Here is a 14414-nt window from a genome sequence, read left to right as displayed (position 1 = left end):
GCGTGACCATGGCCAACCTGTTTCTCTTTAATTAAAAAAGTTGCAAGAGAAATAGCGATGTTCCTCTTGCGACTTTAATTCAGCCATTCACCTTACTAAAGAGCAGTCGCTGGCGTTGCTGTACCGTCGCAATAGTTAAAACTATTACTGATAGTATCGAGCCGCTTTATAACGGGCTCGGAGCTTTGCATACCATTGATGTCCGTTGTATACCAATACTTGCCGTAGGCAATTGCACCTCTAATGGGTTGCGCAGCTTTGAAAATTACCGGGCTACCCACTGGCGCTACATCAGGCACGTCGGCGGCTTTGATGGTGTAATCTTGAGCGTCTATTGTACCGGGAATCAAATCAGTACCCGTCGCATTCCTGTGGGCCTCGAAATGCGCTTTGATAATCCTGCCCGGTGGTAACAGTGGGTCCTTTGGAATTAGCAAGCCCAGTATGTAACCGCTGGTTGGGCTGATCATCCCGAAACACTCGATGAAATCACGATTGTCCGGATTACGGATCCTGATAGTTGGTAGTGGTAACGGAATCGGAATGCCGCCCACAGCCACCGCCTGGTTCCTCGATATCATGACGTTTTTGTCGATGCCTGACTTCTGAATTGTCCAGTGAGCTTGTACTTCCGGAGTGGGAAGAGCAGAAATTATACCGGCCGAAATAGTAACTTCAAATTCGATTTCATCTGTAAATGGGACATAGTCTGTAATAAACACATTGTTGATGTAGCATTTAGCCGTCTGATCTGGAGTAATCGGCGGATCGTTGAGTCCAAATACAACTTTGAATTTACCAGCCTTATCACGATCGCCCGGCAACAAACTGTTTGCTGTGCTGGAGGCGCCCGTAACAGTGGGTAACTGCATATCCCTATTGACCAAATCTGGAAGATCTGGATTTGTTGGGCCGGCATAGTCAAAGGCCAGGGTGAAGATCGCTTCTGGCGACTCAACATTCGGCGTCATCCCGGTTCGGGTGATCGTATGTTTTATCATGATGCGTTTGGGTTCATCGGCGTCGGCAAATACTGTTTCAAGATCAGCGTATGAAAGAGGGAACGTTAGATTCGCACCGGCCCATGTTTGTTCGGGGAGTTCAACGAAGTTGGTTGCGTCGTCGGCATCCTCGATAGTCACAAAGATCATGTCGCCCGTCTCCATGTGTTGGAGAAACGCATTTTCCACGATTGCAGAAATCCCACCGGCAACATCATCCAGATAAAGCGGTGTGCTGTAGTTCGGATCGGTACGTGGCACCAGCGGTGCTTTATTCGCTAACGGCCGTTGCGCAAGGGCCAACGTTAAAAAGGCGACGGGGGCAGACTCCAGGCCTTGGTTGCCGGGAAGGTCTTCATATTGTTGAACGATATTGACACGCCCGTTCGGAAACTGACGTAGCACGCTACTCAGGAACGAAATGGCACCAGTAGCGGGTACGACATCGTTCCAGACCTCAACCGACTGAGTACCAGCCCGAAGCCAGACGCGAACCTTGTCATCAAGGCGACGCTGCGGATAACCGACATTCACCGTAAGATTCAAGTTTGTGTTAACCATCATAAACGCCTCGTTGACGGTAACCTGTGCATCTGCCGGTCTATTTACAAAGACAGGGGGCGGCGTAGGCCTTACTTGTCGTGGAGGATTCTTTATATCGAAAGGGGCAACCTTGTCGATCACGACCTCCACGATATTAGAGGGGTCTTCGATACCGCCGCCGCCTTTATATACTTTGAGCATCAATTCATATGTTGTAGGTTCAACGGGGGTTGGTAGTTCGGGAAAATGGATGGCGTTAATGCTTATTGGAATAGTGCCTGCGGGCCTATCGGCAATTGGACCGAGTGGGACAACACCAACAGGATCTCCAAAAGTGGTACCTTTAACTCGCACCAAAACATCCAGGTCATCTAACTCATCTTCATCAGGTGTTCGAGCGAGATTGACGATCAAACTTCCGCTGTCTAGCACACTCTTCGCGATAAGATTATCCGCAAGAGTATCGATCGCAATCGTTGAGAAGGGCCCATTTTCTTTAACGCCTATGGAAAACGGTCTTGGTTTAGGGGGTAACATTTGCAGTGCCATCTTCATTTCTCCTTGTGTACTCAGGCCAAAAGGGCCACTTTCGCCGGGTGTTACTCTGTCTATTTTCACCAAACCTTTTTGTGACTCACCCACCAGTCGTCCACTTCTAAACAACTGCCAATGGACGAGGGCTGAGTCGTTATCTGGAAGAGGTTTAATATGAGGATCAAATGGGATGATTTGTTCATATCCCTTATCAATATCCTGCTGTTGCAATCTCTTATCAAAAGCGCCATACGTATTAACAACGGGTGGACCACTTCCGTTCAAGCTTAAATAGCCTTGCCAATGTACTTTGGCGATATCACCGGGCAGTGCAGAGCTGACCGAATCAGGTATTGCAACTGTTACTCCGGATATTAATGGAGGAACCGTCTTGTTGTTCAGATAACCCCACAATGTGGCATGAGGAAACGTTGGTTCTTTCAGGAGCAGAGGCGCCGCGTGATTAATCGTCAGTTTTCTTTCTGGCGAAGGGTCAGGGATACCGCCCGCCCCTTTCCAGACTTTATAAGATAAAAATACGACGCCATCAGTTGCCAAATGCTGAGGCGTCAGTCTGAAATATAAAAAGGCTGGTTGTGGCGGGCTATAGAACTCCGTGTAAAGCCTTTGCTCAACTTCGTTTCGAAATAGTGATATCCAAAGTTCATCATTGTTCAGGGGGCTGGGCCAGTAAGGAATGACAATGCGGGTTCCATTGCGCAGGATATCGAGGGGAACATGTCCATCCGTATCACTATCATCGATACCTTCCACTGAAAGTGGCGCTGCCAATATCCCTGCGTCTGACGCTGATAACTTCTTCGCCGCCATCGCTTCTTTTACCTGTCTGTTGGTAGAAACACTGCGCGTAACTTTTGTGGCGCTCATGGGAGAATTAAGCGCCAAGCCATCGCACTTGCCTACTGTCACATCTGACAGGTAAATCAACCGCTCGTCGGAAAGCTAGCCGTTGCACAGGTTCGTTGGCGATGAACCCAGCTTGACGAAGAGGCAGGGATTGGTGTTTCCTGAAACCGGTTTCATAGCTACTAAAATGCCAATCCAACAACAAAAAGCTGCCGCCATGAACGATTTCTCCGCCGCCCAGCGCAGCCGAGTCACCATGCTCGACGTCGCCGAACACGCCGGCGTCTCCAAGGCCAGCGTCTCGCGCTTCATCGGCGATGACCGCGCCCTGCTCTCCGATGCCATTGCCTTGCGTATCGAGCAGGCGATTGCCCAACTCGGCTATCGCCCCAACCAGATGGCTCGCGGCCTGAAGCGCGGGCGGACTCGCCTGATCGGCATGCTGGTGGCCGATATCCGTAACCCTTATTCGATAGCCGTGATGCACGGGGTGGAAACCGCCTGCCGTCAGCACGGCTACAGCTTGGTGGTGTGCAACACCGATCGCGATGACGAGCAGGAACGCCAGCATCTGGCGTTGCTGCGCTCGTACAACATCGAAGGCTTGATCGTGAATACCCTGGGCCACCACCGCGATGAGTTGCGCGAGTTGCATCGGGAAATGCCGATGGTGCTGGTGGATCGCAAGGTCGAGCAGCTTGAGAGCGATCTGGTCGGTCTGGACAACCCGGCCGCCGTGGAAATGGCCCTCGCCCATTTGCAGGAACGCGGTTATCGCGATGTGCTGATGGTGACTGAACCGTTTGACGGCACCAGTTCGCGGATCGAGCGGGTTAGCAGTTTCAAGGCGCAGATCGGGCAACGTCCGACGCTGGCCGGCGCGGTGGTCGAAACCGGTGCTGAGCTGACTGCGCAGTTGAAAACCTTCCTGGACACCCCCGGTCCGGGTCACAAAGCATTGTTCTGTGCCAATGGCATTGCGGCGTTGGCCGCTACCCATGCCTTGCGTGAGTTGCAGTGCAACCTGTTCGAGGATGTCGGGCTGATTGCTTTGGATGATCTGGATTGGTATCCGCTGGTGGGCAGCGGGATTACGGCGCTTGCCCAGCCGACGGCGGAGATTGGCGCGAGTGCGTTTGAGTGTTTGCTCAAGCGGTTGCGCGGGGATGACGGGGCGGTGCGGACGATGGATTTTTCGGCGCGGTTGGTTGTGCGAGGGTCGACGGCGTTGCGTGTTTCAGTTTGAGGACGCCTTCGCGGGCAAGCCTCGCTCCTACAGGGGGATGCGGTGCCCTTGTAGGAGCGAGGCTTGCCCGCGAAGAGCCCTTGAAAACACCACATCACTCAAGCAGCCCTTTTTTTTGAACAAAAATGAAACCGGTTTCAGAGGTGCAAAACAATGAATAAACCACCCGTTTCCATCAGCCTGTCGAGCTACGGCGCCGACCTGGTCCGCCGACGCGGCCAAGGCAGTTTTATCGAGCTATTGGCCGCTGCCGGTGCCACGCGCATTGAATGGCGCGAAGAGTTGCTGACCGATGAGAACCCGCTGCAATTGGCCGACGCCACCCAGGCGCAAGGACTGGAAAGCATCTATTCCTCACCGATGGAACTGTGGTTGGCCGGCCAGTCGAAACCCAGTCCTGAACTGCACACCACCCTTCAGCGTGCGGAAACGTTCGGTGCGAAGTGGTTGAAGGTTTCCCTGGGATACTTCACCGACAACAATGATCTGCAAACCTTGAGCCGAACCCTCGCGCAAAGCCCGGTGCAGCTGCTGGTGGAAAACGACCAGACCTTGCACGGCGGCCGTATTGAACCGTTCCAGCGTTTCTTCGGTGAAGTCGAGCAACACCGCCTGCCGATCAAAATGACCTTCGACATCGGCAACTGGCAATGGCAGGACCAGTCCGCCGTCAATGCCGCTCGGTTGCTCGGTCGGCATGTCGGCTACGTGCATTGCAAAGCCGTCGCGCGCCGGGCCGACGGCACACTGGTCGCCGTCCCGCCGGCTGCCAGCGATGTGCATCTGTGGGAACAACTGTTGCGGCACATGGCACAAGGCGTGATGCGCGCGGCGGAGTATCCGCTGCAAGGCGATGACCTGGTGCAGTTGACCACCGACCACGTCGCCACCCTCGCCCGCCTCGGCCAATCCCGTCTGGAGAGTGCCCATGTCTGAGTTCGATATCCTCTCGTTCGGCGAAACCATGGCGATGTTCGTTGCCGAGCAGAACGGTGATCTGGCGGCGGTCAGCCAATTCCACAAGCGCATTGCCGGGGCGGACAGCAACGTCGCGATCGGCCTGTCGCGGCTGGGGTTCAACGTGGCGTGGTTGAGCCGGGTCGGTGCCGATTCGTTGGGCCGGTTTGTGGTCGATACGCTGGAAAAAGAAGGCCTGGATTGCAGCCATGTCGCCATCGACCCGGCACATCCGACCGGGTTTCAGCTCAAGTCCCGCGCTGACGATGGCAGCGATCCGGCGGTCGAGTATTTCCGTCGCGGCTCGGCGGCGAGTCATTTGTCGGTGCAGTCGATCTCCCCGTCGTTGCTCAACGCGCGACATCTGCACGCTACCGGCATTCCTCCGGCGCTGTCTGCGTCTGCCCGGGAAATGTCCTTCGAGTTGATGACCCGCATGCGCAATGCCGGGCGCAGCGTGTCCTTCGACCCGAACCTGCGCCCGAGTCTGTGGGCCAGCGAGCAACTGATGATCAGCGAGATCAACCGCCTCGCCGCCCTCGCCCATTGGGTGCTGCCGGGGTTGAGTGAAGGCCGTTTGCTGACCGGGTTTGACGACCCGGCGGACATTGCGGCGTTTTATCTCGATCAGGGTGCAGAAGCGGTGGCAATCAAGCTCGGGCCGCATGGCGCGTATTACCGCACGCATCTGGATCAGGGGTTTGTCGCGGGTGTGCCGGTGGCAACGGTGGTCGATACCGTCGGCGCCGGTGATGGCTTTGCCGTCGGCATGATCAGCGCCTTGCTCGAAAACCACAGCTTCGCCGATGCCGTGCAGCGGGCCAACTGGATTGGTAGCCGTGCGGTGCAGAGTCGGGGGGATATGGAGGGGTTGCCGACCCGACTTGAAATGTCCGTCGAGTTTGAGTCCGCTGTTCGCGGGCAAGCCTCGCTCCTACAGGACCGCGGCGCTCTTGTAGGAGCGAGGCTTGCCCGCGAAGAGGCCCGCACAGTCACTGAAGATTTCTAACCCGTTACCTGCTGCGACAAAAACAACAAGCTCAGGAGCATCACCATGAAAACCGCCTCACTCGCCACCCGCCGCTGGTGGTACATCATGCCCATCGTCTTCATCACCTACAGCCTGGCGTATCTGGACCGTGCCAATTACGGGTTCGCCGCTGCCTCCGGAATGGCCGCCGACCTGATGATCACGCCCGGCCTGTCTTCAATGCTTGGGGCTCTGTTCTTCCTCGGTTACTTTTTCTTCCAGGTGCCCGGCGCGATCTATGCGCAGAAGCACAGCGTGAAGAAACTGATTTTCGTCAGCCTGATTCTCTGGGGCGGGCTCGCCACGTTGACCGGCATCGTCTCCAACGCGTATTGGCTGATCGTGATTCGCTTCATGCTCGGCGTGGTCGAAGCCGCGGTGATGCCGGCGATGTTGGTGTACCTGTGCCACTGGTTCACCCGTGCCGAACGCTCCCGGGCCAACACCTTTCTGATTCTTGGCAACCCGGTGACGATGCTGTGGATGTCGGTGGTCTCAGGTTATCTGGTGCAGCATTACAGCTGGCGCTGGATGTTCATCATCGAAGGCTTGCCGGCGGTGCTCTGGGCGTTTATCTGGTGGCGCTTGGCCGATGACCGTCCGGCCCAGGCCAAGTGGCTGACCGACCAGGAGAAGCACGACCTGGAAAGCGCCCTCGCCGCCGAACAGGTCGGCATCAAAGCGGTGAAGAACTACGCCGAAGCCTTCCGCTCGCCGAAAGTGATCATCCTCGCGTTGCAGTTTTTCTGCTGGAGCATTGGTGTCTACGGTTTCGTGTTGTGGCTGCCGTCGATCCTCAAGGCCGGCGCGCAGATGGACATGATCGAGGCTGGCTGGCTCTCGTCGCTGCCGTATCTGGCCGCCGTTATTGGCATGTTGCTGGTGTCCTGGGGCTCAGACAAATTGCAGAAGCGCAAACGCTTCGTCTGGCCGCCGCTGCTGATTGCTTCCATTGCGTTCTACGGCTCCTACGCCTTGGGCGCCGAACATTTCTGGTGGTCCTACACCCTGCTGGTGATCGCCGGCGCCTGCATGTATGCGCCTTACGGACCGTTTTTCGCCATCGTTCCGGAAATCCTCCCGGCCAACGTTGCCGGTGGGGCCATGGCGTTGATCAACAGCATGGGCGCGCTGGGTTCGTTTGGTGGTTCGTATCTGGTCGGCTACCTGAACAGCTCCACCGGGTCGCCCGGTGCTTCTTATCTGCTGATGAGCGGCGCGTTGATGCTCTCGGTGGTGCTGACGATTTTCCTCAAGCCCGGCGCCAGTGACCGGGTCGTGGCCAAGGCCGCTGCGCCACGGCCAGTGACGGCTCACCCTTGAATTTGAAGTTGAGATGATGACGATGAAAAAGCAGGTCGTGCTGTACAAGAAACTTTCGCCGCTGTTGATGGCTCGCCTGCATGAGCACACCGACGTGACACTGATCGACAACCTCAACCCGGAGGGCATCGAACAACTGCGCGCCGCCCTGCCCCGCGCCCACGGCTTACTTGGCGCGAGTCTGAAACTGGACGCCGAACTGCTTGATCTGGCGCCCGATCTTGAAGCCATTGCCAGCGTCTCGGTGGGCGTCGACAACTACGATATCGACTACCTGACCGAGCGGCGCATCCTGCTGAGCAACACGCCGGACGTGCTGACGGAAACCACGGCAGACACGGGTTTCGCGCTGATTCTGGCGACGTCCCGGCGGGTGGTGGAACTGGCCAACATGGTCCGTGCCGGTCAGTGGAACCGCAATATCGGCCCGGTGCATTTCGGCACCGACGTGCACGGCAAGACGCTGGGCATCATCGGCATGGGGCGCATCGGCGAGGCGTTGGCGCAGCGCGGGCATTTTGGTTTTGGCATGCCGGTGATCTATCACAGTCATTCGCCGAAACCGGCGGTTGAACAACGCTTTGATGCTCAATACCGCAGCCTGAGCGAGCTGTTGCAACAGGCCGATTTCATTTGCCTGACTTTGCCGCTGACGGCTGAAACCGAAGGGTTGATTGGCGCTAAAGAGTTCGCCTTGATGCGGCCGGAGAGCATTTTCATCAACATTTCCCGAGGGAAAGTCGTGGACGAAGCGGCGTTGATCGAAGCGTTGCGAACCGGGCAGATTCGCGCGGCGGGGCTGGATGTGTTCGAGCGTGAGCCGCTGAATGTTGATTCGCCGTTGTTGACGCTGAACAACGTGGTGGCGACGCCGCACATGGGCTCGGCGACGCATGAGACGCGGGAGGCGATGGCCGAATGCGCGGTGGAGAATCTGCTGATGGCGTTGGCTGGGGAACGGCCGAAGAATCTGGTGAATGTCGGGGCGTGGCAGGTCCGACAATGATCGTTCCCACGCTCCGCGTGGGAATGCAGCCCGTGACGCTCTGCGTCACATGGGACGCGGAGCCTCCCCAGAGGCATTCCCACGCAGAGCGTGGGAACGATCTGTCTCTCTGATCAGGCCCGCCGCGCTTCCAGAAGGTCTGCCGCACACAACGCAATCCGCCGACAGGCATCGGCCAGTTTCACTTGATCCACCACCAACCCGATGCGGATATGCCCCGCCGCACTCGGTCCGAACGCCTCCCCGGCCAGTACGGACACGCCGTAACCCTCCAGCAAACGCTCGGCGAATCCCTGAGCACACAGCCCGGTCGGCCGTACATCCACCATCACAAACATCCCGCCATCCGGCCGGATCGGGCGAATCCCCGGGCAACCACTCAACCTGGCGCACACCAGATCACGACGCTGGCGATACTCCTCACGCATCAGCACCACTTCCGGCAGGTCTTCATCCAACGCCACTTGAGCGGCTTTCTGCACAAAATCCGGAATGCCGAACAGCATGCACAACGACAGATGCATCAGATGCTCGGCCAGCATTTTCGGGCCGATCGACCACCCCACGCGCCAGCCGCTCATGGCGTGGGACTTGGACAGGCTGTTGATGGTCGCGGTGCGTTCGGCCATGCCCGGCAGGCTTGCCGGGCTGATGTGTTCGCCCTCGAACAACAGATCGCTGTAGACCTCGTCGCTGATCAGCCACAGATCGTGGCGCACGCACAATGCGGCCAACGCTTGCCAGGTCGTCAAGGACAGGCTGGCACCCGACGGATTGTTCGGACTGTTGAGCAACAGGACGCGGGTTTTCGGCGTAATCAGCGCCGCCACATCCGCCGGGTCAACGCGAAAGCCGTTCTCAGGCCGCACCGCCACCGGCACCACCTTGGCCGCGCAAGCGCCGAACACGCCTTCATAGGTCACGTACATCGGCTCGGCGACGATCACCTCATCGCCGGGATCGAGCAGGCATTGCGCGACCGAATACACCGCGCACTGCGCCCCCGGAAACACGATCACATGATCGGCGTCCACCGCCTGACCACTGCGTTGCCGATGGCGGCGCGCGATGCTGCTGCGCAATCCGCGACTGCCACGCACCTCCGGGTAGTGCGTGTCACCGGCCCACAAGCTGTCGATGGCCGCCTGCACGATGGGCGGCGGCGTGTCGAAATCCGGATCGCCAATCGACAGCAGCAGCACATCGATTCCTTGCTCGCGCATTTCCAGCGCTCGGTCATGAATCTGCCAGGCTGCCGCTCCGTCGCCGGCGATTCGTTGCGTCAAGGCTGAATAGCGCATGTGTTTCTCCTGTCGCGCGCGGGCTCCCAGACTCAACCCTATCTCAAATCACGAAACGCGCCACCATCGCATTCAAATCGACCGCCAGGCGTGACAGTTCGTGGGTTGCGGCGCTGGTCTGGTTGGCACCGGCGGCGGACTGGGTGGCGAGGTCGCGGATGTTCACCAGGTTGCGGTCGACTTCGCGGGACACCTGGGCCTGTTCTTCCGACGCACTGGCGATCACCAGGTTGCGTTCGTTGATCAGGTGGATCGACTGGGTGATCTGCTCCAGCGCCACACCGGCGGCGCGGGCCATCTCCAGCGTGCTTTGGGTGCGTTGATTGCTTTGCTGCATCGACGAGACGGCTTCGCCCGTACCGTTCTGGATGCCGGCGACCATTTTTTCGATTTCCTGGGTCGATTGCGCAGTGCGATGGGCCAGGGCCCGGACTTCGTCGGCGACCACAGCAAAGCCGCGTCCGGCTTCCCCGGCCCGGGCCGCTTCAATGGCAGCGTTAAGGGCCAGCAGGTTGGTCTGTTCGGCGATGGCGCGGATCACGTCCAGCACTTTGCCGATGTCGCGGCCCTGAGCGGCCAGGCCTTCGATCATCAACGAAGTGTTTTGCACGTCGTGGGTCATGGTCTGGATCGCGTCGACGGTTTCCACCACGCGGTCGCGGCCTTCGCGGGCGGCCTGGGTCGACTGATTCGAGGCTTCGGAAGTCGACACCGCATTTCGCGCGACCTCCTCCACGGCGGTGGTCATTTCGTTGACCGCCGTGGCGGCCTGTTCGATTTCGTTGTTCTGTTGTTGCAGGCCGCGCGACGCTTCCTGGGTCACGGTGCTGAGTTCTTCTGCAGCTGCGCCCAGTTGGGTCGCGGAACCGGCGATCTGTTCGATGGTTTTGCGCAGGTTCGCCTGCATGACGGACAAGGCACCGAGCAAGCGCGCCGGTTCGTCCTTGCCGTCGATCTCGATGGCTTTGGTCAGGTTGCCGCCGGCAATGGTTTCGGCCGCCGCCACCGCACGGTTCAGCGGCGTAACGATGCTGCGGGTCAACAGCCAGGCCAGCAGCACGGTCATGAGCGACGCCACCACCGATACCGCGATGATGCCCGTCACGGCGGTGTTGTAATTTTCTTCCGCGATAACACCGGCCGCTTTGGCACCCTCCTGGTTGTACGCCACCAGCTTGTTGAGCTGCTCGCCCATCTGGTCGGTGCCTTCCTTGATCCGCGTGTTGATCAAGGTGCGCATTTCATCCACCTTGTTCTGGCGCGACAGGTCCATCATCTCGCGCTGCGCTTGCATGTATTTATCCAGCGTGGCGCTGAACACTTTATATAGTGCGGCTTCGTCCGGGCCCGCCGGCAACTCGGCATAGCTGGCCTGGGCCTTGCGCGCCTTGTCGGTGAGCACGGCGATACGGGCTTCAGCTTCCTGCAAACTGGCCGGCTCGCGGTTGACCAGAATCCGGAACGACAAGATGCGCATGCGCAGGATATTTTCGGTGACATTGCCCAGATAGCCGACGCTAGGCAGTTGGGTGCTACCCATGTCGATCGAGGATTGGCGGATGATCGACATGCGGTTCACCGCGAACACACCCATCACAATGACGAGCAAGGCAATGAACGCAAAACCCAGGAAGGCTCGAGGCGCGATATTCAGATTACGCAGGGACATAGGACGATACTCGGGTGATTGAGGCGGCGAGCGTCCATGCGGTGATGGCGGAGTGGCGGGCTTTGGGGCACGCGCGATTTCAGCCGGGCGCCACTCTTGTAATAGGTTTGTGTGCGCCTGATCGGTGTATCGGCTGGGGATGAGGATTTTCGCGGGGATTTGAGAAAAATATTTTGCGGGGCGACATGTGTTTCAACGTTGAAACACCATTCCCTGTAGCAGCTGCCGAGCCTGCGAGGCTGCGTTCGAGCGCGCAGCGGTCGCGCTTTTAAAATCCTGCGACTGCTGCGCAGCCGAACGCAGCCTCGCAGGCTCGACAGCTGCTACAGGAATGGATTGAACTTCAGGATTTGTGAGCGGCCATCCGCCAGACCCGCGCGATATCACTGGCGCGATCGCGCAACAACCGTGGTGCCTCGGCACACGCCTGTTCCAGCGTCATCGGCCCGCTGGCCAAGGAAAACGCGGCATCAATGCCATGTTCATACAACTCCTGATAACCCTCGCCCAAGGTCCCGGCAATCACAATCACCGGCACGCCCTGCTCCCGGGCAATGCGCGCAACGCCAAACGGTGTTTTACCGCGCAAGGTCTGGGCGTCAAAACGGCCTTCGCCGGTGATGACCAGGTCAGCGCCCTTCACCGCCTCGGCCAGCCCGACCAGTTCGGCCACCACTTCAACCCCGGCCTTGAATTGCGCCTCCAGAAACGCCTTGGCCGCGAACCCCAAGCCACCCGCCGCGCCGCTGCCCGGTTCGTCCTTGACGTCCTTGCCCAACGCCTGGGCGCACCGCTCGGCGAAGTGCCCGAGGGCAGCGTCCAGTTGCCGGACTTGCTCGGGCGTTGCCCCTTTCTGCGGACCGAAAATCGCGGAAGCGCCGTGCGGACCGCACAGGGGATTGTTGACGTCGGCAGCGATGTCGAAGCGCACATCGGCCAGGCGCGGATCGATTGCACTCAGATCAATCTGATGCAGGTGCGCCAAGGCCAGACCACCCGGTGCCAGCGTTTGCCCTTGTGCGTCCAGCAACTTCACACCCAGCGCCTGCATCGCCCCGGCGCCGCCATCGTTGGTGGCGCTGCCGCCAATGGCCAGGATCACCCGTTGCGCCCCGGCATCCAGCGCGGCACGAATCAGTTCACCAGTGCCAAACGTGCTGCTGACGCACGCATCGCGCTGCCCCGGCGGAACCAGTTGCAGGCCGCTGGCCTCGGCCATTTCGATGATCGCGGTGTGGGTGTGCGGCAACCAGCCCCACGCGGCATCGACGGTGACGCCGAGCGGACCGCGAACCTGGGTCCTGCGCAATTCACCTTCGCACGCCGCCAGAATAGACTCGACCGTGCCTTCGCCGCCGTCGGCCATCGGGCATTTGACCAGTTGCGCATCAGGCCAGACCTGCGCCAGGCCGAGGGCGATGGCGTCGGCCACACCCTGGGCACTCAGGCTGTCCTTGAACGAATCGGGGGCGATGACGATTTTCATGCGAATTCTCCAGTTCCAATGCGTTCCATGCTGCCAGCAGCCCCGCACAATAACGCCGGTCCTCTGCACAAGCGGCGGTGGCGTTTATTGTTCATTTCCACAAACCACAGGATTGAGGGTGTTGCGGATGGCCTCTTCGCGGGCAAGCCTCGCTCCTACAGTGAATGCAGCGTTCTTGTAGGAGCGAGGCTTGCCCGCGAAGGCGTCCTTACAATCACCACCTCTCTAATCAGTTTGGGGCAAAAGCTGCACGCCGAGGTACAGCGCGAGCATGCCATCCAGTTTCAGCGGATCAACCCCGCTCAACTCGGCAATCCGTTCCATCCGGTAGCGCAAACTGTTGCGATGAATCCCCAGCGCATCGGCACATGCCTGACTTTGCCCGTCGTGCTCACACCAACTGCGCAACGTCGCCAGCAGTTGGCCGTTGCCATCCTTGGCGATGACTTTGCGCAGTGGCTTGAGCAGCTCATCCAGCGCGTCGTCGTTGCGATGCCGCCACAGCATCACCGGCAGCCGATAACGGTTGAGCGTCAGCAAACGCGAACGCGGCAACACATCGCGCCCATACGCCAGCAAGTCGCCGACCCGTCGATAACAACGACGCAGCCCGGACAACCCATCCGCCTGCCCACCCACGGCAATGCGCAAAATGTTCCAGCCCAGACCGTCGAGTTTTTCCAGCAGCCGATCATTCTCGATCGCCGGACTCGCCGGCCGGCACCACAGCAACGAAGACTTCGCCGAACTCACGCACCAACTGTCCGGATATCGCGAAGTCAGCCACGCACTGAGCGCATCGACGGTTTGCCCCGGCCCATGCTCCACGCCCAACTCGAACAGATAAGGCACCCGCGTCATTTGCGGTTTGAGGCCCAACTGCTGCGCTTCATCCAGCAAGCGCGGCGAATCCCCAGCCTCGCTCAGCAGCAATGCCAGCAAATCATCGCAACGCTGACGCCGCCATTGCTGCTCGGCCTGCTGATTGCGCTGGCCCACCAGCATTTCGGCGGTCATCCGCACCAGTTCGGCATAGGTGCGCAGTTGCTCGGGTTCACCGGTAATTCCCAGCACACCGATCAAGCGCTGATCGAGCAGCAACGGCAAGTTGATCCCCGGCTGCACGCCTTTGAGGTGAATCGCCGTCTGCGCATCGATTTCCACCACCCGCCCGTTGGCCAACACCAATTGCGCGCCTTCATGGCGGGTGTTGATGCGCTCCGCCTCGCCGCTGCCGAGAATCAAGCCCTGACTGTCCATGACATTGACGTTGTACGGCAGGATGGCCATCGCCCGGTCGACGATGTCCTGGGCCAGGTCGTGATCGAGTTCGAACATATCGGGATCCTTGGAGGCGTGATGGGACAGGTTGTTCACCCGCACAGGGCTGGGTTGCAAACCCTGTGCTAAGGCACAAAGACAGCAACCCCGAGGGTGGTCGAGACTCTCTG

10 protein-coding genes are annotated in these 14414 nt (G+C 59.0%); 5 read left to right on the top strand and 5 right to left on the bottom strand.

The annotated features are described in order from the left end of the window. Positions 1-95: 95 nt before the first annotated feature. Positions 96-2966 (bottom strand): hypothetical protein, encoded by a 2871-nt coding sequence (locus tag ACIQV9_RS02175; protein WP_403097543.1) that lies wholly within the window; start codon positions 2964-2966, stop codon positions 96-98. Between the two features lie 196 nt (positions 2967-3162). On the opposite strand from ACIQV9_RS02175, the gene ACIQV9_RS02170 reads away from it, so the two are divergent. The 5 genes from ACIQV9_RS02170 to ACIQV9_RS02150 all read left to right on the top strand — a co-directional run bounded on the left by ACIQV9_RS02170 (position 3163) and on the right by ACIQV9_RS02150 (position 8507). Further along, a complete protein-coding gene (locus ACIQV9_RS02170) occupies positions 3163-4191 on the top strand; it encodes a LacI family DNA-binding transcriptional regulator (RefSeq protein ID WP_403097540.1) in 1029 nt (342 codons plus the stop codon). A 153-nt stretch (positions 4192-4344) separates the two neighbouring features. Next, positions 4345-5127 carry a sugar phosphate isomerase/epimerase family protein gene (locus ACIQV9_RS02165; RefSeq protein WP_403097537.1) on the top strand — a complete coding sequence of 261 codons (783 nt, stop codon included), beginning with the start codon at positions 4345-4347 and terminating at the stop codon, positions 5125-5127. Beyond that, a complete protein-coding gene (locus tag ACIQV9_RS02160; RefSeq protein ID WP_403097535.1) occupies positions 5120-6157 on the top strand; it encodes a sugar kinase in 1038 nt (345 codons plus the stop codon). The genes ACIQV9_RS02165 and ACIQV9_RS02160 overlap by 8 nt, the downstream gene beginning before the upstream one ends. Before the next feature lie 45 nt (positions 6158-6202). Beyond that, a complete protein-coding gene (locus ACIQV9_RS02155) occupies positions 6203-7501 on the top strand; it encodes an MFS transporter (protein WP_403097533.1) in 1299 nt (432 codons plus the stop codon). 22 nt (positions 7502-7523) lie between these two features. Next, the gene (locus tag ACIQV9_RS02150) at positions 7524-8507 is read left to right on the top strand and encodes a 2-hydroxyacid dehydrogenase (RefSeq protein WP_403097531.1); all 984 of its coding nucleotides are present in this window, start codon (positions 7524-7526) and stop codon (positions 8505-8507) included. Positions 8508-8620: 113 nt separating this feature from the next. On the opposite strand, the gene ACIQV9_RS02145 is transcribed toward ACIQV9_RS02150, so the two are convergent. The 4 genes from ACIQV9_RS02145 to ACIQV9_RS02130 form a co-directional block, all read right to left on the bottom strand. After that, a complete protein-coding gene (locus ACIQV9_RS02145; RefSeq protein ID WP_403097528.1) occupies positions 8621-9808 on the bottom strand; it encodes a pyridoxal phosphate-dependent aminotransferase in 1188 nt (395 codons plus the stop codon). A 43-nt stretch (positions 9809-9851) separates the two neighbouring features. Next, the gene (locus ACIQV9_RS02140) at positions 9852-11477 is read right to left on the bottom strand and encodes a methyl-accepting chemotaxis protein (protein WP_403097525.1); all 1626 of its coding nucleotides are present in this window, start codon (positions 11475-11477) and stop codon (positions 9852-9854) included. A gap of 343 nt (positions 11478-11820) precedes the next feature. Further along, positions 11821-12963, bottom strand: coding sequence for a glycerate kinase (locus ACIQV9_RS02135; protein WP_403097522.1), 1143 nt, complete (start codon positions 12961-12963; stop codon positions 11821-11823). Positions 12964-13188: 225 nt separating this feature from the next. Further along, complete coding sequence (locus tag ACIQV9_RS02130) at positions 13189-14301, bottom strand: sugar diacid recognition domain-containing protein (RefSeq protein WP_403097520.1); 1113 nt, start codon at positions 14299-14301, stop codon at positions 13189-13191. Positions 14302-14414: the final 113 nt, after the last annotated feature.

The organism is Pseudomonas sp. NPDC099000, from assembly GCF_044759925.1.
GTDB lineage: Bacteria > Pseudomonadota > Gammaproteobacteria > Pseudomonadales > Pseudomonadaceae > Aquipseudomonas.
Note: the sequence above shows the minus strand (reverse complement) of the source record. Positions and strands in the feature narration are given on the sequence as shown.